This is a genomic window from Paenibacillus sp. J23TS9 (assembly GCF_018403225.1).
Lineage (GTDB): Bacteria > Bacillota > Bacilli > Paenibacillales > Paenibacillaceae > Paenibacillus_AQ.
On the sequence record NZ_BOSG01000002.1, the window covers coordinates 488,057 to 514,643 of the forward strand.

The window sequence follows — 26,587 nt, forward strand, 5'->3', positions numbered from 1 at the left end:
GACCGACTTAGAATACCTTGTTTGTATGAACTGAATATGAACTAAGAATCCTTTTTTATAATCAAACTTTATCTTGAATCGCTTCCAAATTATTGTATGATGGATATTATTTGCATCTGGTCAATGAAATGACGGCGGCTGGAATGCAGTAAAAACCAAGCTTAAAAATACATACTTGTCTTGTTTTGGAATTGGGGGTTTTCACATGCAACAGCCTAAACAGCCATCGATGTCCTGGTTACTAAGGTATCTGCGTCCGGTCAAGGGCCGGCTGCTCATTCTGCTTATTCTGCTGCTCGCTTCCACCGGGGCCCAGCTCGTGAATCCGCAGATTGTGCAGCGTTTTATCGATACAGCGGTGGATAACGGTGTGGTTTCCAGTCTGCTCGTATTGGCTGGTATCTATCTTATCTTTGCCGTTTTCAATCAAGTTTTGACAGTAGCCATCAGCTATTTGGGAAATGATGTATCCTGGCGTGCCACCAACCAGCTTCGCGGCGATCTGCTGAAGCACTGTCTACGTCTGGATATGCGCTTTCACAATATGAAAACGCCCGGTGAAATGATCGAGCGTATCGATGGTGACGTGACCAATATGTCGAACTTTTTCGCCATGTTTATCATCAAGGTCATCGGCAGCTTTGTGCTCCTCGCCGGCATCCTTAGCTTTATGTTTACCATTAACTGGCCGATTGCGACAGTCATGACCGTATTTACGCTAGCCTCTATTGGCGCCATGGTTTTCATCCGGGATCTGGGCGTAAAATCCTCCAAAGACGAGCGCGGAGCAAGTGCAGCGCTATTCGGATTTATTGAGGAACGGATTGCGGGGATTGAGGATGTTCAGGCGAACGGCAATGTGCCGTATGTCATGAACCGTTTCCACCGTGCCATGCGTACCGTGTTCCTGAAAGGCCGCAAAGCATGGATGCTGCGGGTCATTCCCTGGAATACGACCGTAGTCCTTTTTGCCATCGCCGTAACGGTCGTACTGCTGCTTGGCGTTCACTATTATCTGACCAATCAAATAACGTTGGGTACACTCTTCCTCATCTATCAGTACACACAAATGCTGAACGACCCTATCGAACAGCTGGGTGATCAGGTGCAGGAATTCCAAAAGGCCAAATCCGGCATGATGCGCTCCCAGGAGCTGCTGGCAAACCGCAGCGAGATCGTTGAAGGAAACGATACGACGCTGCCTGACGGCGCACTCGGTTTGGAATTTGATCATGTCAACTTCAGCTCAACCCGGATAAGCCCGTGCTTCATGATATTACATTCTCCGTTCGTCCAGGCGAGAGACTGGGCATTATCGGGCGTACCGGCAGCGGTAAATCCAGCCTCAGCCGTGTCCTGCTGCGGTTATACAACATTAACAGCGGCGTCATCCGAGTCGGAGGCACAGACATTCAGGAGCTGAAGCTTGAGGCATTATATCGCCGGGTAGGCATGGTAACGCAGGATGTACAGCTGTTTGACGGCTCTCTCCGCGATAATCTGACGCTGTTTGACAGCAGTATTTCGGATGATTATATCCTGGAAACGACGGGCGGACTCGGACTGAAGCAGTGGATTGATTCGCTGCCTGAAGGCCTGGATACGCATCTAAAGGCAGGCGGTGCCTCCCTTTCTGCCGGCGAGGCCCAGCTCTTCGCCCTGACACGGGTATTCCTGACCCAGCCGAGTCTGGTCATTCTGGATGAGCCTTCATCGCGCCTCGATGCTGCTACCGAGGCCATGCTGCAATCCGCCGTGGATCAGCTCATGATGAAATGTACGGGCATTGTAATCGCACACCGCCTCTCTACGCTGGAGCAGGTGGATCACATTATGGTGCTTGGAGACGGAAAGATACTCGAATTTGGCGAGAGGGAGGCATTGGCTAAAGATCCTTCCTCCCATTACGCTCAGCTCCTGATTACAGGCAGAGAGGAGGATTTGGCATGACCGTATCCCGATTTATACAACGCCTGTTTGCTCATAACATACCTCTGTTCATCGTAAACGGCCTGCTATGGGGGATGTTTCACTCCATACCGCTGCTCCTCGGACTCGGTATGCAATGGTTTTTTGACAGGGCGACAAGCCAATCGCATAACTATTTGTGGCTTGCTGTCCCGCTGATCTTTATCGCACTCGTGAGGATATCAAGGGTAGGTGTCTTTTTCTGGGCTTTCTTTAAATGGGTGACTTACATTTACGATATTCAGGCGATACTTCGCACCAATATGCTCAAGGGCATTATGCGCTGGCCCGGCCGGAACCTTCCTGCCTCCCCGGGCGAGGCGGTGAGCCGGTTCCGGGAGGATGTGGATGAGGTTGTCGAATACGTGGAATCCTGGGTTGACTTCTGGGGCCGATTCGCGTTTGCGGTCATTTCCCTTGTCATTATGGCCCGAATCAATTGGCAGATTACCCTGGTCGCTATTCTCCCGCTGCTTGCGGTTACCCTGCTGAATAATCTTTCAGGCAACCGTGCCAGGCGTTATGGCCAGCAAAATCGTGAAGCTACGGGGCGCATCACCAGCTTCATTGCCGAATCCTTCGGCGCGGTGCAGGCCCTCAAACTCGGCCAGGCCGAGGAGCATGTCCATCAGCGGTTTACCCAGCTGAACGAATCCCGCCGCCAGGCAGCGCTTAAGGATAATCTCTTCAAGCAATGGATGCGCTCGCTCAATCAGCATGTGTTAAGCATTTGTACAGGTATTATCCTGCTGATGTGCGCCTCCGCAATGGAAGCGGGACGATTTACCGTAGGTGATTTTGCACTCTTTACTTCGTATCTGTCGAATATTGCCTTCAGTATTTCACTGTTCGGATATATGGTATTCCAGCATAAACGCTTAAAGGTGTCCCTGGACCGGATGAGTATACTCTTCCGTCCCGGCGAACAGGACCGGATCATGGAATTCAGTGAAACCCATCTTTACGGAGAACCGCCTGAGCCGCCCGTCATTCAAAAGGATCCGAAAGAGCGGCTGCAAACGCTGGAGATCAATGGGCTCTCCTATTCCTACCCGAACTCCGAGAACGGCATTTCTGATGTGAGCTTCTCGATGGAACGCGGGAAATTCGTAGTGATTACTGGCCGGATCGGCTCCGGTAAATCTACGCTGGTACGCGCAATGCTCGGACTGCTGCCCACATCGGGCGGTTCCGTGCACTGGAACGGCAAAGAAGTTGATCCAGCTGCATTTCTCATACCGCCAAGGGCTGCTTATACGCCTCAAGTCCCGCGGCTGTTCAGTGATTCACTTCGGGAAAATATCATTCAAGGGAGCCCGCCAAGTGAGGATAAGCTTGCGCGTGCCATCCATTTGGCCGTTATGGAAAAGGATATTGAAGATCTGGAGAAAGGTCTGGATACCTTTGTTGGTCCAAGAGGAGTCATGCTGTCGGGTGGTCAGATCCAGCGCGCCGCTACAGCGCGGATGATGATGACGGAGTCGGATCTGTTCATCTTCGACGATCTGTCGAGCGCACTGGACGTCGAGACGGAGAAACAGCTCTGGGAACGTCTCTTTGAAGAGAGGGATGTCACTTGTATTGCCGTATCCCACCGTAGGGCAGCTCTTGCGCAGGCCGATCATATCATCGTCATGAAAGATGGCCGTATCGAATCAGAGGGTACATTATCCGACCTGCTGGCAAGCAGCACCGAAATGCAGCTGCTGTGGCAGGGTGAGGCTTCAGCGGTCGAAGAAGCGGATGATAGCCTGATTACGGCTAATTAATTCCATACAAAAAGAGCAGGGCCAAGAGAAACTCGCTTGGCCCTCTTTATATTTAGGGTTTGTTCACGGCCCGCCACCGCATAAGCAGGTCTGATCGCGCCGAAGCAGCCACATCAAACCGGTAGCTGCTCAGCAGCTGATCCGTCTTAACCGAAGCAAGCAGCGGATTAGGCTTGATATTAGGGATGACCGGCATTGAAAAGGCTGTGTTCATGTATGTGGTTTGAGCGCTCTTGGAGAGTACAAAATCAGCAAGCTTCTTCGCGGCCGCCTTATTGCCTCCGTTCTTGAGAATGGAGACCGCACCGATTTCCCATCCCGCCTGCGGCGGAATGGAAGAGCGGATAGCATATCCGGAGTTGTTAAACCGCAGCTGGTCGCCCAGAAAGCTGACCACTGCCGCGACATCTCCTACAGCCAGGCGCTGCGCTGAGGAAATGCCGGAAAAGGTAGTTGATGAGCTCTGCAGCTTTAGCGCATGCATTAGCTCAATGGCCTTTTCCGTTCCCCGCTCCTGTGCAAGTGAGGCCAGGAGCGTGTAACCTGTCCCGGATGTCTCCGGATCGGGAATCTCAATCTTCCCCTTCAGTTCAGGTCGAAGCAAGTCCTCGTAGCGCTGCGGAAGAGGGAGCCGTGCGAGCTCGGGATCCTGCTTCCATACCTGCTCATTCACGCCAATTGCCAGCGCGCCCATGTACATACCTGTCCAGTACCCCTGCTTATCTTTATAAGCCTCAGGGATTTTATCGCTCATTCGCGGCGAATACCGGAGCAGTTTGCCGCTGCTTTTCAGCGACTCATGCAAATCCGCAGTCCCTCCCAGCACCACGTCGATGCCGGTTTTGTTCATGGACAGCAGATGATAGCTTGCCTCTCCGCTGGACATCCGGATGACCTCGTACGACTGGCCTGTTTCTTTCTTAAATTTTTCCAGCAGCATGCGGCCTTCATCCTCCTGAAAAATAACATATACCTTTAGCGGCGGGTTAGCCGTCTTACCCGGATAGATCCAGACCAAGACCAATACGAAGGCAGCGGCCAGCACCAAAATCACGCTCCCTTTCCTCATCATCATGAATCCCCCCCTTCTGCAGCTGAACTCTCTAAAGTAAATGTATTTGTAAAGCGTCAAAAAGGAAAACAAATTTGTTTTCCTTTTTGTGAAACGTATTCCATTGATCATATCCAGTTGTTACGTTTAGTTGTCCTCGGCTTTCATCATGTGTATTTTATCTGCCGTTGCAGCAAAGGTGACCTCGCCCTCATATGAAATATGACCGATATCATAGGCATCTACGATCCATTCCTTGCCTTCATCATCCAGAATGAAATACCTTTCCTTCTCGCCAAGGAACATGGAAGACTGTACCTTGCCCTTCATATAGAAGTCATAAGCCTCCGGCGGGCTCATACGCAGCGACTCCGGACGGACGCTAAGGATGACCTTTTCGCCCGTGGACCATAATCCATCGGTCGGGATAGTTGCCTTCCGGCCTTTTCCGTAAGCAACCGTTGCCATATTTCCCTCCTGGCGTTCAACCACGCCGTCGATGAAATTGGTCGTCCCGATGAAATCGGCCACATAACGGGTCCGCGGTTTATAATATATTTCATGCGGCGTGCCGTATTGGTCAATCTTCCCCTTATTGAAGACCACAATATAGTCCGACATCGACAAGGCCTCCAGCTGATCATGCGTTACATAAATGACGGTTAGTCCAAGCTCCTGCTGAATGCCGCGAAGCTCGACCCGGACCTCCTCACGCAGTTTGGCATCAAGGTTGCTTAGAGGCTCATCGAGCAGGATGATCGGTGAGTTCATGACGAGCGCTCGCGCCATAGCCACACGCTGCTGCTGGCCTCCGGACATTTCATGCGGATAGCGTTCCTCCAGACCTGTCAGCTTTACCTGCGCCAAGGCTGCCTTCACGCGCTGCTGAACCTCTGCCTCCGGACGTTTTTTGATGTCCAGTCCATAAGCCACATTATCAAAAACGGTCATATGCGGAAAGAGAGCATACTCCTGGAATACCATTGGTGTTCCTCTCTTGTAGGGAGGCAGATCGTTCACGACCTTGCCGTCAATCCACACCTCACCCTGATCCACCGTATAAAAACCTGCAATGGAGCGCAATAGCGTTGTTTTGCCGCAGCCGCTAGGTCCCAGGAATGTGATGAATTTCCCCCGCTCGATTTGCAGGTTGATATTTTTAAGAACATGATTCTGCCCAAACACTTTATTCACGTCTTTTAAATCAAGCAATACTTGTGACTCCATAATGTCCACTCCCTGTTTCTCCAGTTTTGCCTGGGCCCTCTGCTAGAAATCGAATATTTTAACCTTGGAGCGGAAAATAAGCTTGATGATGCCGAGCGTACCAAGTGTAGCACCCATCAGACCTACCGCAACGGCCGCCGCCCAGTAATAGGTTCCGGTCTCCGCGTAGTTGAAGATCGATACGGCCGCAACCACCCATTTGGGCGTAATCAGGAAAATAATCGTGCTTAAGGTATTCATATTTTTCATAAACGCATAGACAAAGTTGGCTACGACGGTTTTTTGCAGCATTGGAAACACGATGGTCGTCAGTGTCTTACGGCTGTTCGCACCTAGATTGGTGGCAGCTTCTTCTATCGATTTGTCCACCTGCTTGAAGGAAGCGGTTAATCCTCGGTATCCGACAGGCATTTGCTTGAGCAGCATGGCAATGACAATCAATGCCGCCGAACCCTGAAGAACAATCGGCCCTTTGCTGAAGGTCACGATGAGAGCCAGGCCGACGAAGGTACCCGGAAGAGCAATAGGTAGAACCGCACTGAAATCCAGCAGTTTTTTGCCTGGGAACGGCTTGCGAACCACGATATAGGCAAGAACCAGCGCAAAGGCAACGGCCAGGATCGCACTCACCAGTGAAAGCACGAGACTGTTAAGAACCGCCGGACTGGAGGAGCTGAATACGACCTTCATCATATGTTCGAGTGTAAAGGTATTGTCACGTCCGAAGTTTTTCGTAAAGGCAAACAGAATGGTAATCGCGAACATCGAAATAATGAATATGGAAATGATTGTGTTAAAGATAAAGAGCAATAGATCGGTTCTTTTGGATGTCGTAATCCGTTTCAGGCCCGATACCGGCTTGCCTGTTACGGTGGAATAAGATCCTTTGGACAATACCTTATTTTGAACCCAGAAAACCAGCAGTGCCGGAATAACGAGAATGATCCCCATAACGGATGCCAGCCCTGGCTCGTTATTAATGATTTCCCCATAAATTTCCACGGCCAGCAGCGAATAATTGCCGCCAATCAGCTTCGGATTCCCAAAGTCGGCAAAACAGTTGATAGCCACCAGCAGAAAAGCATTGATAACACCTGGAAGCGCGAGTTTAAACGTAATCGTCCGAAACAGCCGGAAGCCCCGTGCCCCTAAATTTTGTGCCGCGATTTCGAGATTCGGTGAAATGGAACGCAGCACACCGGTAATCGTCATATAAGCCAGTGGGAAATACGAGATCGTCTGGACAATCCACAAGCCCGGCAGGCCATATAAATCCAGTTCAACATGGAATACGGAGTTCATCCAATGCGAAATCATGCCGCCGCGTCCGAACAAGAGGAGAAAAGCCAGACCGCTCATTACCGATGGGGCCAGCAGCGGAATAAATGCAATAAAACGGAAGAACTTTTTGCCCGCGATATTGCTGTAGTGAATCGCGTATGCATAAATAAAACCGATGACCGTCGCCGTAAATGCCGACAGTGAGGAACTGACAACCGTATTCAATAATGCCTTCCCGTAGCGGGCTTTGCTGAAGAACGTGCCCCAGTTATCAAAACCCGAGGTAAAGACAACCACAATTAGCGGGTATATGACAAACAGGATCAATACGATAAAACTGGTCAAAACGAGAACAAGGGATGATGGATCTTTAAGGAGTCTCTTTAGCGACTCCCCGGTGCCTTTTTTCTCTTTCATAGGGGACGACTCCACCTTTCTTCTGTCTATCCATGAAAGGGCAGTACGGTTAGCGCTAAGGCTGCCCGCAATGCCCCTTTCCGGCTATCGATTATCTCAAACCTTTCAAAGCGCCTTGCAATTCTTTCCGCTGATCCGCTGCTTTCCACAGATCATATGAAGAATTATACTTGGTCGATTTGATATCGATGCCGCCTTGTGGAATAGGTACAGAAGGCTTCACGGAAACCGCATACGCGGATTGCGTATAGATTTCGCCAGGTGTGTTCGTCAGCATGTAATCCATCAGCTTTTTCGCTGCTTTCGTGTTTGGTCCGCCTTTTACAATGGACAGGCCGCCGATTTCATAGCCGGCTGCTTCCGGAACGATGCTGTGAATTGGATTGCCTTGGTTTTTAATTTTGAGCTGGTCGCCGAGGAATGTCACACCGATGGTGTATTCGCCTTTAGCAGCCTTTTGGATCGGCTCGATGCCGGATTTTGGTCTTTCTTTCAGGTTAGGCAGGAGCTGCTTCATATAGTTCAGCATTTCATCCTCACCCCATACCTGAGCAAGGGAAGCGACAGCCGTGTATGCCGTCCCTGAGGTTGCAGGGTCGGACATGCCGATCTCGCCCTTGAATTTCGGATCAAGCAGATCCTTGAATGTTTCAGGATACGGATCGCTGCCGTATTTCTCTTTCCAGCGTTCTTCATTGACACCGATAGCGATTGGATTCAAATAAAACCCGGTCCAAAAGCCTTCCTTGTCTTTCATGTTCTCTGGAATATCGGATGCATTAGGTGAACTATACGCCTCAAGGGCACCTGCTTTTTTCAGCACTTCATGGGAATCGGCAGGGCCGCCCATCAAAAAGTCCGCTTGGGGATTCAACATTTCGTTTTGCACACGGGAAACAGCCTCGCCGCTTGGCAACCGGAGAATATCATAGTCGATGCCTGTTTCTTCTTTGAATTTATCCAGAATCTTACGTGCCTCTTCCTCTTGGAAGATGGAATACACGGTAACTTTTTCTTTGTCTTTACCGCCGAATACCCCTGATTTATATAAGAAAAATCCTCCAACCAACACAACGATAACCACTGCCAAAATAATGATCGATCCGTTGTTTTTCTTTCTAGCCGCCATACTTCAAACCATCCCTTCATTATGATCATGAGGCAACGTTAAGTTTGAAATAGGCTCTTTGGTTCGTCTCATCCAGCAAGTCATACACTACCATGTAAGCGCTGTTAAACCGATCGATATGAAGCCAGTGCTTCTTCCCCTCTTCGGATGCAGTCAGCGAAATGACAAAATGTCGATCCGGCTGCCCTGCCAAATCCTCGAAATGGCTGAAATCGATTACGCGGGCCGCCGTCAGAATCTGCACCGTCAGCGCTTTGCGATCTGTCTGGGACAGAGCTGTAATCACACCCTGCTGCAGGGAATATACTTCGTTCTCCGGCTTTTGGACCGCCATACCAATGGTGGATGCCGTAAACACCTTATCAATCAGCGTACTTTGCAGCTTGCGGATATTTGCACTCACATTCAGTGAATTGACCGATACCTGCCCGAATTGAAAAGCATTTGTCTGTACCTGAAACGGAACATCCTCCTGATCCAGATAGGTAATACTTCCCGTAAGCAGCAGACGCGGCTCCTTCGTGATCTGTTCCTCTTTGCCTGTGGTCAACAGACTGGAAAAGGATGATTTCAGATTCAGCAGCTCCTTCGGATCATCCAGAATCACCTTGCCCAGACCGGGATAGGTGAGATCGATCCGCATCGGAATACCTACGAATCGCTCCGATTGATCCTGCTGGGGCGAAGCCGTACGGACTTTATCCATCGGAATCCTGAAGGTATAAGAGCAAATGCCGATCAGCACACAGCCAATGATGACTTGTAACAAAATGAGGCGAAACCATGAAAGCCCTTTCTTTTCCTCTGGCATTCACTTTAACCTCCTTTTATCTCAAAAAAATAGAAACTTTGTATCAGTTTTGTAACAGCGCTTTCATCGGCATTTCCTTATTGAAAATAAGTTGTACTTCCGTTCCCTTGCCCGGGCGGCTGACAAGCGAAACCTCGCCGCCCTGAAGCTCCATCAGCTGCTTGCACAGCGGCAATCCGAGGCCATGCGATTCCTGGGTGATCACGCGATCCTGCTTGTCTTCCGGAGGAAGAAATATTCTGGACTGGTCCTGCTCCGGAATTCCCTTGCCGTTATCGGCAATTTTGAGAGTTCCCCGTCCCTCCTTCTCCTTCAGCTCAATATGCAGATGCGTGCACTCGCTATGCCGAATTGCATTATCGATAATATTGAACAATACCTGCTGCGTCCGTTTCGGATCCAGATATACCTCGAAATGCGATCCTTTTACCGTCGTCGAAATCATGGATTTCGCAAGCGTAGGCTTCAGAATCCTCAGGGTGTCCGTGATAAGGGCGCCCAGATCCACTTTCTCCGGCCGGATGCGCCAAGCCTCATCACCCTTAAGCGAAGTTTGCAGTAGCTCCTCGACCATGTTCAGCAACCTCGTGCTTTCTTTGCGGATATAATGATTGCATTCCTGAACATCTTCTATCCGCTGCATTTTGGATATAAGTTCGGAAAAACCGATGACCGACGTCAGCGGTGTTTTGAATTCATGTGTGATATTGTCATAGAAAGCCTTCTGCTTGCCCTGCTCGTAATGCAGCAGCTCAATATGATGCTGAAGCGCATTCGACATATGGTTGAAATCCTTGGCCAGTTCGCCGATCTCATCCTTGGTATTCACCTCGATTTTACTGCTGAAATCCCCGATTGAGACGCGCTTTAGCGCACGCTGCAGCGCATGCAGGGGCTTCATCAGAAATGAGGCGAAGGAGTAACTCGCAAGCAAGGACAGCACCAGGCATCCTGCCGCAGCCCCAACAAACCATGTGCGCATCTGTCTTAGGGTCTCCATGTTGGGGCTCAAATCCAGCAGGTATCGGAATCCCCCAGCAATCTTGCCTTCGTACCAAAAAGGAGCGGAATATGTCAGGAACTGGGTTCCATCTTTTTCCGTAATGACGGTGGCGCTTTGGCCTTGGAGCGCAGCCTTGATGTCATCCCGCTTCAGAAGATTCTCCTTATCGCTGCTGCTTCCGACGATCGTTTCATCCGGAGCAAAGAGCTGCACCTGAAAGTTGCTGTTGGCAGATAAATGCGAAGCGATAAAAGGTGCGTAGGTTCCCGAGAACAGCTGGTTCATGCTGATTTTTTTGTCGCTGACAATCTTTAGAGCCTCGATGCGATGTAGAGCAAAATATTGGCTGAGCGTCTGCGTATCCCGCTCGATCATACTCTTGTTAAGCGTATAATTGACAATGAAGTACATCGCTGCCAGCAGCATAATAATCGTCACGGCATGCTGAATAAACATCTTATTGCGCAACCCCATCCTTATACCTCCAACTTGTAGCCTGTGCCGTGAACGGTGGCAACCAGATGATCGTAAGGTTTCATTTTCTCTCTTAGCCGGTTGACCATCATGTCGACGGAACGGGTATGACCGTAATATTCATAACCCCACACTTGATCCAGAAGCTGCTCTCTCGTGAATACTTTCTTCGGATTTGTGCAGAGCAGCCACAAGAAATCAAACTCCTTGCTCGTCGTCTTCAGCGGTTTGCCGTCAATGCGGAAGGACCGCTCCCGGTGATCTATTTCGATACACCCGATCTGAATGGTTTCAGGTGAAGCCGTTGCAGCCCTGGTTCTCCGCATAACGGCCTTGATCCGCTCGACAAGCTCCCGGGTCTCAAACGGTTTGGTCAAATAATCATCAGCACCCAACTGGAAGCCGAGAATTTTATCGTTCATCTCATTTTTTGCGGTTAGCACAATAACAGGTATGCTTCGGTATTCCTGCTGCAGGATCTGCAATAATTCGAAACCGGAGCGGTCCGGAAGCATTAGATCGAGCAGAATCAGATCCGTCTGCCCAACCGCAAGCTTTGTTAATCCTGCCGCTACGCTCCCGACGGTTATGGGATGAAACCCCTCTACCTCAAGGCTCAGCTTGAGCAGCATCTGTATGCTGGCATCGTCTTCGATAATTAAAATGTTCATCTCGTGACACCCCTCCCACGCGTTTTAATGCCGCATGTTCAAAGTTCAACTTAGCTTAAAATATGGAGTCTGTAAATTAAAAAAATGAACTGCAGCAGCATAGCTGTTCATTTTTTATATTACATTGTCACACATAGTAATATGTGTTACATTACATTCACGAGGTGAATGCAAGTGGGAGCAAGCAGCATCAGCAGTGACCTGATCCGCGGTAATATTGATACGATCATTCTCCGCATCCTGTGCGAAGGAGACAACTACGGATATGAAATTATCAAATCGATATCCAAATACAGCCAAGGCCAATACGAGCTCAAGGAGCCGTCACTCTATACCAGTCTGAAGAGGCTGGAATCCCAGGGGTATATCACATCCTACTGGGGGGACGAGAGCCAAGGGGGACGCCGGAAATATTATACGGTTACACCAGAAGGGACAACATCCTACCACCATAGCGTGGAAGCATGGAAAACAGCAAAAAGGCTGATTGATCAGCTGATTGAATCCGGGGAGGGATTGAAATGAATCCATTACAGGAGCATGTGGAGAGATTATTTGCTGGATATAAGCCTACTCGCCAGGTCCGGGAGTTAAAGGATGAAATCCTGAGTAATCTGGAGGCCAAGGTTGCGGACCTGACCGCAGAAGGCATGGCATACACTCAGGCTGTAGAAGCAGCCCAGGCCAATATGATGAGCGTTGAGGGATTAATTGAGGAACAGCAGTCTTCCTATGACGTTGTAAAATACCGGGCCGCCATGCTGCAAACGGCCTTAATGTACTGCCTGGTCGCCTGGATTGCCACCATTCCGATGCGGCTCTTCCGGGTTGCAGAGAATCTTAGTCTGCTGCTGCCGCTTATTGCGGTCATCCTGGGGATGATCTACCTGATTGTTCGCGGATCCGCAGCTTCAGCCCACCATCGGACTGTAAGGTTCGATAGTACCGTAGCGGATCACAGCCGGAAGCTGGTATGGATCATTTGGGGCATTTTCGTTCTGGCTGTGACGTTGTCCACGACAGCACTCCATATGGGCAGCAATATCTGGTTTGGCAGACCGGTTCATATTTCGGGTCCCTACCAATTTGGCGTTCTTGCAGCGAACTATGTCTGGCCGCTAGTCACGATTGTCATCCCACTGCTCTTCAATGCATCTCTCCGACTCAAAATGAAATACGAGGCAGGTGGAAGCCATGTGGACTAAAAATAAAACCATTCTGCTTCTTGCAGCGGTTGGCATTCTGCTTTTTACGGCTGTTCAGGGAATTGCACTGCCCCAGTGGGATCGTGACAAGCAGGTATACGCAGCCGAGCAGCAAAGTCCGCTGACGCATGATTTGCAAAGTATAATGAAATATCAGAGCCGATACATGGGCAACTTCTCGAACTTGTCCAATCTTATGCATACCCTGCCATTAAATGAGATCCGAAGCACGATGGAGCTGCACCCGGACAGCCTGACCGCAGACATTCTTTATCATGCCGAAACGGCCGGTCTGGACCCGGAAAAGCTTGAGCGCTCGCTCATTTACAACGCAACCGCGTCCTTTGCGCTGATCGACAATCTGAAGCAAATCCGGTTTAAGTTCGATGATCGGACATATACGGCTGAGCGTAGCCGGTTCGAGGATTGGTACGGCAAGAAGCTTTCTTCCCTGACCGATTCACCGAAGATCTGGAAACCTGATGTTCAGGAACCTCTCGCAAATCATGATTATGTGCAAAAAGGAATCGCCAGCCTGTTTACCGTCATCGACGAGTAGACAGGTTTTTTTATTTGTGGTTTAATATCGCGTGTGAAGGCATTTACCCGATTTAAATTTCCCTTTTTTGGTTATGAAAGGAATGATTGTCCAGAATGCCGAATTAAATATATTAAGGATATTTTTATTCCCCCGCTCATTCCAATATCTAAAAAAGGGTGTTTATCACATGTTTGGAATTATGGCCATGTCCGGTTTGTCCTTTTTGCTCGTTGCCGTGTTCATGCCGGTTCTTATCTGGACGCTGCGAAGACTGAGGCTAACACAGCCTATCCGCGCGGAGCTTCCGGCGGATCACCAGGCCAAACGCGGAACTCCGCTGATGGCAGGACTTATACTAATTATTGGTGTCGCGACTTCATTACAGTTTCGTCCCGTTCCTTTGATGGTGCTGCTTGGCGCTACGTTTATTTTATTCAGCTCCATTGGTTTTCTGGATGATTTCAAAAAGGCCGCTTGGCAGGATCCTTCCGGCATCTCCGGTCGCATGAAGCTGGTGCTCCAATTCGTTTTTACAGGCGCGATTCTGTACATGCTGCTCCACTCCTTCGGTCTGACCAGTGATATTGCGTTGTTCCAAGGATTCCAGCTGCATCTGCCTGTTTATGTGTATGTAGCAATTATGCTGCTATTCGTCGTGGGATCTGCGAATGCCATTAATTTTACGGATGGTCTGGATGGTCTGTTGATCAACGTGGCGATACCCACTTATTTTTTCTTTTTCATGATATCGGACAAACCGGAAGTGCAGACCTTCTCACTCGTGATGATTGGCTGTCTGCTCGGACTTTTCCTCTACAATATTTATCCGGCAAGGGCCTTTATGGGTGATACCGGGTCGCTGGCCATTGGAGGCTCTCTTTCCTTTTTGGCTGTAATTGAGAAGGTTGAAATCCTGATTCCAATCCTCTTTTTCGTGTATCTCGCAGAACAGCTGTCGGTCATCTTGCAGGTGTGGTATTACAAGAGGACCAAGCTGCGGCTGTTCCGGATGGCCCCGATCCATTTTCATTTCAGTCTGAAATACGGCTGGAACGAGAACAAAATCGTCATGGTATTTGGCTTTATTTCTTGGCTATCCGTACTTATCTGCTGGCTGATCTGGAAGTATCTCATGTAGCATCTCACCCGCGGACATACATAAATCGATGTAATTCCTGCTTTAGCTTGCGGTATTAAAAATCAGACTCCTCAAATTTTGCATTGTCTCATGTTTATAAAAAAGGAAGGCCGGGAGCATATCTCCCGGCCTTCTTTGCTATGCAGAAACGCGTCAATACAGACTCTTAATACGTCCACCAATTGCCGGACATCACGATCATGGAGAACAGCTTGATGCTGTCTTCATAGTAGCCTTCATTGGAGCTGCCAGCTGTTTTGGTCCAAACGGAGTTCAGCCAGCTTTGGTTGGAGGAGGAGGTCATGGCGCTTACGCCGAACGGTGCATAAAATGCGCCGCTGCCACCGGAGCCCGTTACCGTGCCGTTCAGCTTATAACCATCCTTCACGCTGCTTGGGTTGCTGCTCACTTTGCCTTTGATCCATGTGTTCATTTGATTCAGTTGATTCAGCGCCCGGTTATCGCCGGATATGAGGTAATCGGTCGTAATCCGCCAGGGCGTACGGCAGGAGTTGTAGTCATAGTTACCATCATTCGCTCCTTCCAGGAAGTTGGCTGCGGCAGGCTTGTATGTGGAGCCCGACAGAACCACGAAATCAGGAAGCAGACCGGTAGTCGGGCTGTAGCCGCTGTAGAGCGAATTGATAATGGTATAGGTTTTGTCGATCACGTTCGTCCATTTGGTATCACCCGTCGCCGCCTGGAAGGCCTTCATATGGTTCAGCATAAAATCAGAAGGACGGGTGGCATTCTTATTCGCGCTGTCCGTCGCCCAGTCGCCAAGACGGAGAGTCCATTGCGTCTGGTTCACATCACTCTGCATGATCGCATTAATCATGTCCTTGCCGGCTTGAAGATAATTGATACTGCCGCTGCTTCCCCACTGCTTGTCCGCAAGGAGGAGAGAGTAAGCAATATCCATGTCTCCATCGGTCGCCGAGTCAGTGCCCTCAATATTTTGGAAGCTGCTGTTCTGTTTCCAGGCCATCAAATACGAGTTGTTATCGCTTGGATGAGCCTTGTAATATTTATAAAGTCCGTCAAAGTAGGTCTGTGCATTGCTGTCATAACCGGCCATCAGAACGGTTGCCAGCATACCGTAGCCATGGGCCTCAGACACAGTATCACCATTGGACTCATACTTCACATAATACTTTCCTGTACCGGCTGGCTTCAGATAAGCCGATTTCCAGCTGTCCCATTTTGACTGGACCGCACTGTCCATTGCGCTTTGCGTAACATTGCTTGGTAAGATCGTACCGCCGGTATATGTCGTGTGCTGCGGAAATGGCTTGTTAGGAGAGGCGAAAGCGAATCCTGCCGGAATCAGAAGAAAAGCGAGACAACACATCGTAACAGCCTTGCTGCTAAACGAAAATTTCCTGTTTTTTCTCATAAACTTACGCTCCTTTTAGGTTCAAATGTTTGATTCCATGACATAACCTTTAAGCAGGATGAAATGCAGCGCTCAGACGACAATAGAAGCATGAACCGATTCATGGCTACTTTGGTCAAGCATCACCCCTCCATTAAAATTAAAGCGCTTTAACTTTAGCGCTTATATATAGTTTAGTATTTATGTTAATTATTGTAAATAGGACTTGGGAAAGCTGATTCCAAAGTCCTGAATCGACATGTTTTCCATAAAATAACCCCACAAAGCGGAGCCTCACTCCGAGGTCTATTCAGGTACTTTGCCGGGACCCCGGTAATTTATAAATTATATAATGTTAAAAACCCCCGGGACTGCGTACCCCGGGGGTTGAGATTCTGCTTACGTTTGATGAATGTTAACTCTTACGGGTTCACATTGATCGTAAACGTCGACGTGTTATTTTTAATCGAAGTGACCGTGTTCGTTATTTTCAGATTATTGAAAGTGACAGAGCCAACCGCCGGGCCTTGGCCTGGTTCTGGCAGCTCGTTGGCCCAAATGCCGACGCCGGATTTGGCATCGAACGCATCCCCGCTCTTCTGCGCGCCGGAGATCGTAATGTTGGTGAAAATGGTATCCTTGACCGGATTCTGCGGTGAGTTTCCGACGTAGTTCGTCTGGAACATGATGCCATGGTAGGTCGGATCAATGATATCGACATCGCTGACACGTATGCCTTGGAACACCTTGGAAGCCGAGAACAGCCACATGGCCGGAAAAGTCTGCTTATCCCAGAAGTGGCCACCAGCGCGCACGATCGAGATGTTCTCCAGGTTGGTCGTCGGCGATGCGCCGAAGCCGTTCATCGGATAGCCGAAGTCCAGCGAACTGATGGTCACGCCGGAGTAGCACAGCGTATCGGCGATGTAGATATTGCGGAACGTGTTGCCATATCCGCCGTATACCGCCAGCCCTGCGGCTCGCCAGGTCAACATGGACGTCAGGTTCTCGAAGACATTATCCTTCTCGTCGGCCCCACCCGCATCGATGGCGGAGAACAAGGCGAAGCTGTCGTCACCGGTTGCCCGGGCCTCATTGTTGCTGACGAGGTTGTTGGTGCTGCCATTCGTCATATTGATGCCGTCCGCGAACAGGTCGCGGATGCGGGAGTTTTTGATCGTCATATAGTCGGTATTGGCTCCCCAGTACATGCATACCTGATGCTCGACCCAAATGTTGTCGATGGTCATATTGGCGACATTCGAGAAATCGAAGACTTTGCCAGGACCGTCAATACGGGATGTATAGTTGCCGAAATAAGCAAAGTTCGCAAAGGTCGAGCCGTTGGCCGACGAACTCGCCGAAAATCCGATATCGGTGTTGGTCTGGTTGGACGGAGCAACGAATCGGGTGTACCATGGTCCAGCTCCGATGATTTTGATCGCCTTGCCATACACCTGGAACTTATTCGATGTCTGGTATGTGCCTGCCGGCAGATAGACCCCCACCAGATTGCCCGTGGTATCCATCCGTACTTTATCGAGGGCATTCTGCACGTCCTGGTGAGTGAATCCGGCCGGTACCGCATACTTGGCCGGATCCGGATTCGCAATTGGTGCAACCTGCTCCAGATTAATGAAATCGATGGCATATTGGCTTGTGTTCGAGGCGTCTTTCTGCAGTTTGATGGTGCTGCCCTTCGGAATCGTCGAGTCGAACATCAAATTGGCCTCGTCATAGATATGTCTTGGCAAACCTGCCGACGGGCTGTTGCCCGGATTCGTTTCACTGCCGTACAGCCATGCATACTTCGAGGTTAGATCGATCGTTTTGGTGAAGACCCCGTTCACGTAAACGTTCAGCGTCGAGTTAATGCCGTCTCCACCGGGTGCATCCGGGATGGAGTAGCGAACCACGAGCGTATTCGTGCTAGCTTTGGTCGTAAATTGGACATAGCTGCCGGTCGTATTCAGCGTAACCGCCTTGCGGCCCGAGGCTTCGCCCGCAATATCGCCGATGTTCCGGTTCGGACCGACAATGGCTGCCCCGCCGCCGATCGTTCCGTCTTCTGCTTCATACATGTCGTAAGGCATGTTGGCCCCGCGCCCCACGAAGAAGGATTGGGTTGATACATTATTCGCCTGCTTCGCGGGCAGCTCATTCGCATCCGCGCCGATTTCCGTCTTCAGCGTATATTTGCCGTTCGCAGCCGTCCAGCTGCCCAAATTGACCGGAGCCGCCGACGCGCCGCTCGCGATGACGCCATTGACCGAACCGGTCATCATCGTGATCATGGCCCCGGTCGTAGCGTCGCTGAGCGTTAATTTAATGGAATGCGCGCCGCTTGCGGATGCGATCGTTCCCTGGTTTTTGACCGTGACGGAGAAATTCACGGCATTCCCGGCCGATGGGTTGCTTGGCGACCAGCTCACCGAAGAAGCGATCAAGTCCGAGCTCTGGACCGCGCCGACGACCAGCGGAGAAGGATTCGTATAGCTGTTATTGTTCTCGTTCTGCTCGATTACCTTGTTGTCCTCATCTACCTTCGCGCTAAGTGCATAAGACCCTGCATCCTTGGTTCCGAGCGTGTAGGTTACGTTCGCGGATGCGCCTGCGGCGAGTGCGCCAACGGCCGCCGTACCAACCTTCGTGGTGCCGAGGTAGAAATTCACGCTCGTGGCGGAGGATGCCAGTGTTCCTATGTTTTTGACCGTGGAGGTAAGCACGATGGAATCCGTTTCCACAGGCGATGCCGGCGTCCAGGACATGCCGGTGATCGTCAGATCCGGATTGGCCGCTGGCGTGCCGATCACCTGAAGTTCGGCGATTTGGCCGCCGGAGGAGCCGGTGTTGGCCGTTATTTTCAGCTGCACCGCGCTGGCCGTCGCGCTGACGGGAATGGTTAACGTATTGCCCGAGGCCGGATTAAATGTGTACGATGCGGAAGATACCAGATTGACGAAATTGGACGAGTTCTGGTCATGCCCGAGCACTTGAATCGTTTGCGAACGCGTGGCCCATGCGCTGTCCGGGTTCAGCTTCAGCACGATGGACGAAAGATCCGCATTCGCTCCCAGATCAACGGTCAGCGTATTGGGATAGCTGCCGCCCGCCCCTTCCCAATACGTCGTCAGGCTGCCGTCATTGGCGTTGGAAGCATAATAAATATACTCGTTCGAGGAAGCGGTAATGGGCTTATTCAGCGCCAGATTCGTTCCTGTTCCCCCGCCGCCGCTTCCGGTTCGCGTGACCGTGCTGCTAGCTTGGGACACGTTGCCTGCCGCATCCTTGGCTTTCACGTAATAAGCTACCGTCGCGGTTGCCGGCTGGCTGTCCGTGTAAGTCAGGACATTGCCCGCCACGCTCGCACGAAGCGCACCGTTTGCATAAATGTCATAGCCTGTAACACCCACATTATCCGTGGAAGCCGTCCACGTCAGCTTGATCTGGCCGGATGACGGCTCGGTGTATGCGAGATTCCCCGGAGCCGTCGGCGGAGTCGTATCCCCTGCCGGCGCTTGACCGTAAACCTCGAATTCGGATATCTGACCCGCAGACCAGCCTGTGTTGGCGGTAAATACCAGCCGTACATATCTGGCGGAAGCCGCCGTGAAACTAATCGTCGTTTGGTTCCCGTTTGCCGGATCAAAGGTATAGCTTGCCGAAGCCAACAAATTCGTGAATGTTGAACCGTCGCTGCTTCCTTGCACGCTGAGGGTCTGCGCACGCGTCTCCCACCCGCTCGGCGGCAGCTTCAGGATAACCTTATTCACATCGTAAGAGCTGCCAAGATCCACCTGAAGCCACTGCGGAAAAGCATTATTATTGCTCTCCCAATAGGTGGACGCGTTGGAATCGCCCGCATTGGCAGCCACATACGTTTGCGTATACGAGCTTGCGGTCATCGATTTGCCTGCAGCCAGGTTGCCCGCTACAACAGCGGCGACGACATCATCCGCAGGCGATGGCTTGGACCCGTCTGAGTTGGAAGCGCTATCATATTGCGGCGCTGCACCAGGATCGGAGGCCTTTTCCGTATCTGTGGGCGTCCCTTGCGTTTCCGGCGTCTGCCCCGGATCGGAAGCTTCTGAAAGTGATTCGACAGGTGCGTTGGAGTCGGCAGCAGCCGTAACGACGGAAAATGGGACAAGGATCAGCATAAGAACGAGCAAATAGACAGCAACCGATTTCTTCAAGGCATGAGCTTTTTTTGCAGCCATACTTGGACCTCCTGGTATCAAATATAGAGATGCACATGTTTTCAACCTATTCGTAGATCGTGATCGAAGATATCCATGAATCCGGGTTGGCCGCGGCCAGCGCAAATATCGCCTCCTTTTGGGATACGTTTCAAACCGTAGCAGGAGCTTGAGCGAATGTTTAGAAAAATGAGGTTGAAGGAATGGGAGTATGTCTACAAGAAGGACCTTTGCGAAAGTCAGAGAAGCCACCTGAGCCTTGAAACGCGGATAGATGATGCTACCATGCAAGAGATAGACAGCAACACGCCCTGTAACATTAGGGTCGATCAGGGCGTTTTTGTGGAGAATTAACGATGTGACAATACTATAAGGCAGACCATGGACTTTGACGATGCGCGTTCATACGATTTTCATGTCAGATGATATGCTCAATAAAATAATGAATCATACATTCATGAATATTGAAGGTTGCCCAAGTGTGTTTCCCATTAAAAAAGCCCCCGGGGCATGCGCCCAGGGAGCCGATATGAAGCTCATTTTTTCTATACTCGCGATAGAATCCGTGCTCAGCGTGCCCTGATTACGAATTCTAAAATGCCGTTACGAGCATGGACGCCGCTTCCGCAGCTATGAGCTGCTATTTCACGTCCACGCCCACATAAAACCATCCCTGTCCCAGGCAATCCGACCGCCGTGCAGCTTCCGGAAAGCCTTTTTCACTTCCTTCTCCAGCGAAGCATTTCCATTTTCATTGACGTATACAAATTCCTCTCCAAAATGCTCGCGTACGTATGAAATGGCCTCGGTTTGATACAAAATGCCCTTGAACCTGATCTCCTGAACCATCCACTCGGCCACCTGCTGTGCCGTAAATGCCATCATTGCATCGATCCCTTCCGTCTTTCGTCCACCCATTATAACAGATCGGACAAGAAAATCGATGATGACTACGCCTGCTGATGAGGCAAAGTCGCGATGCAAAAACGGTTCAGAAGCCAGTCGTGACATCGCGACAGTCCCCCGATCGTCATTGCGAATGACCATGCAGATGCAATATCCGACCGACTCCATCATGCGGATGAAAGCTTAGACGTTCACCTGCTCCAATAGCAATTTGCGCGGCTGCATCAAGTATGCACCCGTAATCCGGTCCGCTTGCAGCTCAATGCTGTATTCGCCTGCTTCCGGAAAATGCAGCTTGCCCAGTTCAAAGCCGCGGAACTCATACGGGCCTCCGGTCAATTGGACTTCTGCAGACAACGTTTGGCCCGATGCTTTTAGCAGGTAGCTGCCGCCACCTTCGTCACCACAGCCGTATTCCAGTCTGACCGCAAAGGTACAGGGTCCGGTTGTGCGTACGTTCCAAACCGTATACTCCCGTTCATCCGTCCAGTCCAGCAGGTTATCACGGTTCTTTTTGCCCGTATCGCAGCGGAGGGCTGAACCGTTGATTTCGCTCTCGAAGACGCCCAGATCATAAATCTGGGGCGCACCTTCACCGTTCATCAACAGTCGCTCGGAATTGCCCTTAACCGGACCGGAGCATTCAACAGCCAGCACGATCGGTTTGCCATCCGAAGATAGATGCTGGTTATCGAGCAGCACAACCAGATCCTGGTTCCCCAGCCGCTTGAATGCAAGCTCGGCTCCTCCTGCCAATGGATAAACCCTCATCACTTGGCTCAGCAGCCCCGGAACCACCAAATGCCCATCTGCAGGGATATCAAAAACATGCAGATACAGCGTTTGATCCTTCAGGGTGCATCTGCCCCAGGAAGGCTTCGCTGTAGGGGAAGCACCTGAGCCATATATACTGTCTCCATGAACCCGGAGCCATTCCCCTACCTCCAGCAGAATCTCTTCTGAGACAGGGTCCCACTCCCCCGTGGCCGTAGGCCCCACATTGATGACCAGATTACCGCCCTTGCTCACCACATCAATAATTTGGCGGATGATCGAGACTGGCGGCTTCCAGTTGGTATCCGACTTTTTATAGCCCCAGGAATCATTCAGCGTAATGATGTTTTCCCAATCTTGACGAATGGTCCGCGTCTCCAGCTGATTATCCGAAGTGTTGGCATAGTCCCCGAGTGGGCTTTTCCAGACGCGGCTGTTGACGAGGCAGTCCTGCTGCAGCGCATGAACGGTGGTGAGAAACAGCTCTCCCTGCTCTCTTGTCAGCTTGCCGCCGCAATCGAACCACATCAATCCAACCCTGCCGTATTCGGTCAGCAGCTCCCGCACCTGCGGCAGCGATTTGCGGTGCAGGTAATGGTCGAAGCGCGTGCGTTTATCCTCATCCTTAATCCAGCTCTCCACATCATCATAAGCGCCGATATTCCCCGGATAATCCCAGGTGTTCCCTTGCGAGTCCGGATCATGCCAATCCATTGCATGCGAATAGTAAATTCCGAGTACCATTCCTTCTTCGCGGCAGGCTTCCTCCAGCTCCTTGAGCGGATCGCGGCCAAACGCGGTATGCCTGACGATGGAATAATCGGAAATATGAGAGTCATACATGGCGAACCCGTCATGATGCTTTGCGGTAAAAATAATATATTTTAGCCCGGCCTGCTTGGCAGTACGAACCCATCTTCCTGCATCAAAAGCAGTTGGATTAAACTGTTCCGACATTTCCTCATAAGCCTGCACCGGGACGCGGGCACGCAGCATGATATGCTCGCTGTAAGATGCCTGTATCTCTTCCCCGTCCCACTCGCCGGCAGGAAGCGCATAAGGCCCCCAATGGATGAATAAACCGAGTCTGGCTTCCCGCCACCACGCAATCCGCCGCTCATGAGCCTCATCATGCTCCGCGCCGGCACCCTCCTTCAGGGACTGAAGCGGATCATCCAGAAGATTCTCTTCCCGGCTGTCAGTTTGCCGATCGGGCACTGATTTTTTAAAATCGATCTGATCTCTCATGATTCGCTCATTCCCCTTTCAATGACTCTATAACTTATATCTTGTTGGATTCGGCCTACCAGAAGCGGCGCTCGGAGCCGCGCAGCTTGGAAACAGCCTCCACGAAGAAATAGTCCCCATAAATGAGTGGTGTATCAACATGCACCCCGCCTGGCAGATTGGAGGTTCCTGACAAAATCAGACCTTCCTCGTCCTCACGGTCCCAGGCGCCATAATTCTCATCCATTGAACGAACCAGACGTACTGCGGCCTCCAGATACATTTGGCCTTCACCAACTGGGAGGCAGCCTGCCAATTGGATCAATCCGCAAGCGGCGCAGGCGCCTGCCGAGGTATCCCGCGGTGTATCCGCGTTTCTCGGCGCTCTGAAATCCCAGTGCGGCACGTAATCCTCAGGCAGGTTGGCCAGGAAGAAATGGGCAGCCCGTTTCGCACCAATCAAAAATGCCTCATCACCGGTGTATTGATAGGAGAGCACCATGCCATAAATGGTCCAGGCGCTGCCTCTTGCCCAAGCGGAATTCTCCGCATGTCCCTGGCCAGCATCCGCGCCCAGCCGTTCGCCGGTTTCCGCATCAAAATGGAGAATATGATAGCTTGATCCATCCGGACGCATGAAATGCGTAAGTACCGTTTCCGCATGCGCGGCAGCGATATGGCGGAAGCGTGGATCCTTTGTCGTCTCCGAAGCCCAGTAAAGCAGCGGCAAATTCATCATCGTGTCAATGATGGACCAGCCTGCGCGATTCAAGCTTGCCGTATCATGCCAGGCACGAATATATCTGCCCTTCAGGTTGAAGCGGCTGGCCAGTTGGGAAGCGGCCATCAACCCCCGCTCCTTAGAGCGCTCATTACCCGTTATCCGGTAATTGGCCACAGCAGACAGCAGCCAAATAAAGCCCGAGTCATGATGCACAGCCAGCGAATGCAGCGGCTCATCCAGACGCTCCTCGCACTGCTCCGCAATGGTCTTCAGCTCGGAATATTTCCCATCCGCGGACAGCTGCCACAAGATGCCTGGCCAGAAGCCTGCCGTCCACCAGGATATTCTCATATCATCGTACTCGCCGTTCACCGAAGCATGCGGACAGCTGACACCGATCCGGCGGCTGGTTCTTTCGATTTTTTGGCCAATCCGTTCCCAAAGTCCATCCGCCCAGGAATGGACGGAAGCAGTTAGTTCCGCGTGCTCAGCCGCCTTTGCTCCAGCCTGATTCAAAGTCTGTTCACTCATCTTGTAATCCTCCTCTGTATTTTAGCCGTATCTATTCAAGCGGCAGACGGGTCTGCCCAAAGCGCCAGCCCGTGATACGATACCGGCAGGTAGGTCCGCCTTCTTCAGCTGTTCCTGAAAATTTGCCGTCAACAGCTTGATTGACGGTTAACTTTCGCCAGCAGCCGCCATTTTTCTCATAATCAAAGCTTTCTCCGTCATCGTCATACAGCATGCTTCGACCAGGCACCATTCCAAAGTGGATCATTTCAACCGGAATTTCTTGCGGGCTTTCGGGCACGTGATTCAGTGCCGGCATCATCGGAATAATGGCTCCTTCCCGTACAAACAACGGGAAGCGCTCCAGCGGACAAGCCACATGGATGATCTGATTCCCTTCATGGCGAACGCCGGTTTCAGCCTCGTACCAGACGCCGCTCGGCAGCAGCACATCTCTTCCGGATTCGCCGGCAAACAGTGGAGCTACCAGCAAGTCTCGTCCGATGCAGAATTGATCATCCCATTCTCGTCCAGCCTGTAGTCCGTAAGCTCCTTCTGCGGTATTAAAGCCATCCTGGGTGTCCCCGGCAGTCTCCTCAGACCCGCCATTTATCTGCTTTTCACCAGCCAGAACGAGCGGCATTGCCTGAATCGGCGGAGTTCCCTTCGCTTCATACTCAGCGAATACGGTGTACAAATACGGCAGCAGTCGCATCCGCAAGCGGATATAATGCCGGATAATCGGCTCAACCTCAGGGAAGCTCCACGGCTTAACCCCATCCCCCCATGCGTTTAACATCGCCAGCGGCGAAAAGCACACGGTCTGCATGCGTCTTACCCAATCTTCGGCGCTGTCAGCTCTGCGTACCTCCGGGCTCCAGAGCAGTCCGCTAAAAGAAGCATTGCACAGCGCCCGGACAAATTGGCGATGATCGTATAGATCCGAGTATAGAACATACGGAAGATTGGATGCGCCTGCATTAGAAGCCCGGACAAGCCCGTAAGTCCGCCGGTTTTTCTCGCGATAGAGGCGGTCCGTCATGTCCTGCAGCAGCAGGCCGTAAAGCTGCCGCATCTGCTCCCCGTCATGTCCGGAAGGGAAAGAAGCATGCGGCGGGAACATCCAGGAATTGCGGGTCAACTCGCTGCCATCGCATTCATCCAGCTTGTAGCCGGAAATGCCGAGACTTACATGCTCACGGTCATGCTGCGCGGTGTACAGCTCACATGCTTCTTCCAGTGCATAGTCGGGAGCCAGGCCGCCCCATACGGAATAATTACCGGACAGCGGCTTCATCGGCCCGAACAATCCGGAATCTGGCGATATATAGGGATGTTCCCATAAATTGATCTGAAATCCGGATTCCTTCATTCTGCTGACAAATCCGGCCGGATCGGGGAACCGACCGTGATCCCATTCATAAGTGACAGGGTAACTCGCAGAATGCCAGCCCGGCTCCAGCCCGATAACGTCACAAGGGATATCCCTTGCACGGAACTCCATGGCTTCCTGCTCCACCTCGGCATCCCTGAACAGCGTAGGCACGCGGTGCCAGAAGCCAAGCCCCCAGCGGGGCGGCAGTACACCTCCGCCGCAGAAAAGATTATAACGCCGCATCACATCCAACATACCGGGTCCGGCAAACATATATACAGCTGCACCTTCCTGCGGCAGACGGATTTCAAGCCGGTCTGATACCGGGGTCGCTTTCCAGCTGCGATCCGTATTGCGGTCACGGACCTGTGCAGATGCACCTTCCTGCTGCCGCAGTGCCGAACCACAGTAAAAAGTGACGGCTCTGGCGCTGTCTACCAAAATGCCATATCCTTTTCCGCTTACCAGAAAAGGAACGGGCGCATGCGTTTCTCCGGTGTCCTGTTTGGGATCGCTGTTCACCCGCAAATACCGGGTTCTTCCACGCTGATTCATTCGCATGAACTGCAGACCCATGCCGTACAGCTCCTCGCTGATATCCAGCGGAAACGACAGCAGGTTGCCGCCTGCTGCCAGAGGGACCAGCTCTGTTTCATTCTCATTTAGCGGCAATGGCATCTCTGGCATCGCAGCCATCGCTTCCGTTCTTGGCTGCCGGTTCAGACAAGTCAGCGGGGTCAGCCCTTCCGGGCTGCCGACCGTTATCTTCCACACACCCGGCGCTGCTTGAACCCAGTCTGTATGCTGCATTT

Annotated in this window: 20 protein-coding genes; 7 read left to right on the forward strand and 13 right to left on the reverse strand. The window is 51.4% G+C overall.

The window, feature by feature from the left end:
- Positions 1 to 205: 205 nt before the first annotated feature.
- Genes KJS65_RS17740 through KJS65_RS17745 form a run of 3 tightly spaced genes read left to right on the forward strand, consistent with a single transcriptional unit; the run spans position 206 to position 3,737 of the window.
- Positions 206 to 1,423 carry an ABC transporter transmembrane domain-containing protein gene (locus KJS65_RS17740; protein WP_244864612.1) on the forward strand — a complete coding sequence of 406 codons (1,218 nt, stop codon included), beginning with the start codon at positions 206 to 208 and terminating at the stop codon, positions 1,421 to 1,423.
- Positions 1,315 to 1,950 carry an ATP-binding cassette domain-containing protein gene (locus KJS65_RS29880; RefSeq protein WP_244864637.1) on the forward strand — a complete coding sequence of 212 codons (636 nt, stop codon included), beginning with the start codon at positions 1,315 to 1,317 and terminating at the stop codon, positions 1,948 to 1,950. The genes KJS65_RS17740 and KJS65_RS29880 overlap by 109 nt, the downstream gene beginning before the upstream one ends.
- The gene (locus tag KJS65_RS17745; protein ID WP_213651203.1) at positions 1,947 to 3,737 is read left to right on the forward strand and encodes an ABC transporter ATP-binding protein; all 1,791 of its coding nucleotides are present in this window, start codon (positions 1,947 to 1,949) and stop codon (positions 3,735 to 3,737) included. Before KJS65_RS29880 ends, KJS65_RS17745 begins: the two co-directional genes overlap by 4 nt.
- Positions 3,738 to 3,789: 52 nt before the next feature.
- On the opposite strand, the gene KJS65_RS17750 is transcribed toward KJS65_RS17745, so the two are convergent.
- The 7 genes from KJS65_RS17750 to KJS65_RS17780 form a co-directional block, all read right to left on the reverse strand.
- A complete protein-coding gene (locus KJS65_RS17750; RefSeq protein WP_213651204.1) occupies positions 3,790 to 4,812 on the reverse strand; it encodes an extracellular solute-binding protein in 1,023 nt (340 codons plus the stop codon).
- A 123-nt stretch (positions 4,813 to 4,935) separates the two neighbouring features.
- On the reverse strand, positions 4,936 to 6,015 hold the full coding sequence (locus KJS65_RS17755; protein ID WP_213651205.1) for an ABC transporter ATP-binding protein: 1,080 nt from the start codon (positions 6,013 to 6,015) through the stop codon (positions 4,936 to 4,938).
- Positions 6,016 to 6,057: 42 nt separating this feature from the next.
- A complete protein-coding gene (locus tag KJS65_RS17760) occupies positions 6,058 to 7,713 on the reverse strand; it encodes an ABC transporter permease (protein WP_213651206.1) in 1,656 nt (551 codons plus the stop codon).
- Between the two features lie 91 nt (positions 7,714 to 7,804).
- Positions 7,805 to 8,842 (reverse strand): ABC transporter substrate-binding protein, encoded by a 1,038-nt coding sequence (locus KJS65_RS17765; RefSeq protein WP_213651207.1) that lies wholly within the window; start codon positions 8,840 to 8,842, stop codon positions 7,805 to 7,807.
- Between the two features lie 25 nt (positions 8,843 to 8,867).
- A complete protein-coding gene (locus KJS65_RS17770; protein ID WP_213651208.1) occupies positions 8,868 to 9,653 on the reverse strand; it encodes a DUF3919 family protein in 786 nt (261 codons plus the stop codon).
- A gap of 43 nt (positions 9,654 to 9,696) precedes the next feature.
- Entirely contained in the window at positions 9,697 to 11,130 is a 1,434-nt protein-coding gene (locus KJS65_RS17775; protein WP_213651209.1) for a HAMP domain-containing sensor histidine kinase, read from the reverse strand.
- A 2-nt stretch (positions 11,131 to 11,132) separates the two neighbouring features.
- Positions 11,133 to 11,801 (reverse strand): response regulator transcription factor, encoded by a 669-nt coding sequence (locus KJS65_RS17780; protein ID WP_213651210.1) that lies wholly within the window; start codon positions 11,799 to 11,801, stop codon positions 11,133 to 11,135.
- A 174-nt stretch (positions 11,802 to 11,975) separates the two neighbouring features.
- Between KJS65_RS17780 and KJS65_RS17785 the strand changes: the two genes are divergently transcribed.
- The 4 genes from KJS65_RS17785 to mraY all read left to right on the forward strand — a co-directional run bounded on the left by KJS65_RS17785 (position 11,976) and on the right by mraY (position 14,685).
- Positions 11,976 to 12,326 carry a PadR family transcriptional regulator gene (locus KJS65_RS17785; protein WP_213651211.1) on the forward strand — a complete coding sequence of 117 codons (351 nt, stop codon included), beginning with the start codon at positions 11,976 to 11,978 and terminating at the stop codon, positions 12,324 to 12,326.
- A complete protein-coding gene (locus KJS65_RS17790) occupies positions 12,323 to 13,006 on the forward strand; it encodes a permease prefix domain 1-containing protein (RefSeq protein WP_213651212.1) in 684 nt (227 codons plus the stop codon). Before KJS65_RS17785 ends, KJS65_RS17790 begins: the two co-directional genes overlap by 4 nt.
- The gene (locus tag KJS65_RS17795; RefSeq protein WP_213651213.1) at positions 12,996 to 13,565 is read left to right on the forward strand and encodes a DUF4825 domain-containing protein; all 570 of its coding nucleotides are present in this window, start codon (positions 12,996 to 12,998) and stop codon (positions 13,563 to 13,565) included. The genes KJS65_RS17790 and KJS65_RS17795 overlap by 11 nt, the downstream gene beginning before the upstream one ends.
- Before the next feature lie 169 nt (positions 13,566 to 13,734).
- Positions 13,735 to 14,685 carry a phospho-N-acetylmuramoyl-pentapeptide-transferase gene (gene mraY / locus KJS65_RS17800; protein ID WP_213651214.1) on the forward strand — a complete coding sequence of 317 codons (951 nt, stop codon included), beginning with the start codon at positions 13,735 to 13,737 and terminating at the stop codon, positions 14,683 to 14,685.
- A 166-nt stretch (positions 14,686 to 14,851) separates the two neighbouring features.
- On the opposite strand, the gene KJS65_RS17805 is transcribed toward mraY, so the two are convergent.
- The 6 genes from KJS65_RS17805 to KJS65_RS17830 all read right to left on the reverse strand — a co-directional run bounded on the left by KJS65_RS17805 (position 14,852) and on the right by KJS65_RS17830 (position 26,585).
- The gene (locus tag KJS65_RS17805; protein ID WP_213651215.1) at positions 14,852 to 16,081 is read right to left on the reverse strand and encodes a family 8 glycosyl hydrolase; all 1,230 of its coding nucleotides are present in this window, start codon (positions 16,079 to 16,081) and stop codon (positions 14,852 to 14,854) included.
- A 401-nt stretch (positions 16,082 to 16,482) separates the two neighbouring features.
- On the reverse strand, positions 16,483 to 20,280 hold the full coding sequence (locus tag KJS65_RS17810; protein WP_213651216.1) for a discoidin domain-containing protein: 3,798 nt from the start codon (positions 20,278 to 20,280) through the stop codon (positions 16,483 to 16,485).
- A gap of 624 nt (positions 20,281 to 20,904) precedes the next feature.
- Positions 20,905 to 21,141, reverse strand: coding sequence for a DUF6953 family protein (locus tag KJS65_RS17815; RefSeq protein ID WP_213651379.1), 237 nt, complete (start codon positions 21,139 to 21,141; stop codon positions 20,905 to 20,907).
- 207 nt (positions 21,142 to 21,348) lie between these two features.
- On the reverse strand, positions 21,349 to 23,187 hold the full coding sequence (locus KJS65_RS17820; RefSeq protein WP_213651217.1) for an alpha-L-fucosidase: 1,839 nt from the start codon (positions 23,185 to 23,187) through the stop codon (positions 21,349 to 21,351).
- 55 nt (positions 23,188 to 23,242) lie between these two features.
- Complete coding sequence (locus tag KJS65_RS17825; RefSeq protein WP_213651218.1) at positions 23,243 to 24,421, reverse strand: glycoside hydrolase family 88 protein; 1,179 nt, start codon at positions 24,419 to 24,421, stop codon at positions 23,243 to 23,245.
- Between the two features lie 31 nt (positions 24,422 to 24,452).
- Entirely contained in the window at positions 24,453 to 26,585 is a 2,133-nt protein-coding gene (locus tag KJS65_RS17830) for a glycoside hydrolase family 31 protein (RefSeq protein WP_213651219.1), read from the reverse strand.
- Positions 26,586 to 26,587 lie beyond the last annotated feature (2 nt).

Coding starts and splice junctions, on each gene's coding strand:
- KJS65_RS17745 (WP_213651203.1), top strand. CDS start 1,947: ATGACCGTATCCCGATTTATACAACGCCTGTTTGCTCATAACATACCT.
- KJS65_RS17770 (WP_213651208.1), bottom strand. CDS start 9,653: ATGCCAGAGGAAAAGAAAGGGCTTTCATGGTTTCGCCTCATTTTGTTA.
- KJS65_RS17750 (WP_213651204.1), bottom strand. CDS start 4,812: ATGATGATGAGGAAAGGGAGCGTGATTTTGGTGCTGGCCGCTGCCTTC.
- KJS65_RS17760 (WP_213651206.1), bottom strand. CDS start 7,713: ATGAAAGAGAAAAAAGGCACCGGGGAGTCGCTAAAGAGACTCCTTAAA.
- KJS65_RS17815 (WP_213651379.1), bottom strand. CDS start 21,141: ATGGCATTTACGGCACAGCAGGTGGCCGAGTGGATGGTTCAGGAGATC.
- KJS65_RS17775 (WP_213651209.1), bottom strand. CDS start 11,130: ATGGGGTTGCGCAATAAGATGTTTATTCAGCATGCCGTGACGATTATT.
- KJS65_RS17805 (WP_213651215.1), bottom strand. CDS start 16,081: ATGAGAAAAAACAGGAAATTTTCGTTTAGCAGCAAGGCTGTTACGATG.
- KJS65_RS17755 (WP_213651205.1), bottom strand. CDS start 6,015: ATGGAGTCACAAGTATTGCTTGATTTAAAAGACGTGAATAAAGTGTTT.
- KJS65_RS17830 (WP_213651219.1), bottom strand. CDS start 26,585: ATGCAGCATACAGACTGGGTTCAAGCAGCGCCGGGTGTGTGGAAGATA.
- mraY (WP_213651214.1), top strand. CDS start 13,735: ATGTTTGGAATTATGGCCATGTCCGGTTTGTCCTTTTTGCTCGTTGCC.
- KJS65_RS17825 (WP_213651218.1), bottom strand. CDS start 24,421: ATGAGTGAACAGACTTTGAATCAGGCTGGAGCAAAGGCGGCTGAGCAC.
- KJS65_RS17795 (WP_213651213.1), top strand. CDS start 12,996: ATGTGGACTAAAAATAAAACCATTCTGCTTCTTGCAGCGGTTGGCATT.
- KJS65_RS17790 (WP_213651212.1), top strand. CDS start 12,323: ATGAATCCATTACAGGAGCATGTGGAGAGATTATTTGCTGGATATAAG.
- KJS65_RS17780 (WP_213651210.1), bottom strand. CDS start 11,801: ATGAACATTTTAATTATCGAAGACGATGCCAGCATACAGATGCTGCTC.
- KJS65_RS17765 (WP_213651207.1), bottom strand. CDS start 8,842: ATGGCGGCTAGAAAGAAAAACAACGGATCGATCATTATTTTGGCAGTG.
- KJS65_RS17810 (WP_213651216.1), bottom strand. CDS start 20,280: ATGGCTGCAAAAAAAGCTCATGCCTTGAAGAAATCGGTTGCTGTCTAT.
- KJS65_RS17740 (WP_244864612.1), top strand. CDS start 206: ATGCAACAGCCTAAACAGCCATCGATGTCCTGGTTACTAAGGTATCTG.
- KJS65_RS17820 (WP_213651217.1), bottom strand. CDS start 23,187: ATGAGAGATCAGATCGATTTTAAAAAATCAGTGCCCGATCGGCAAACT.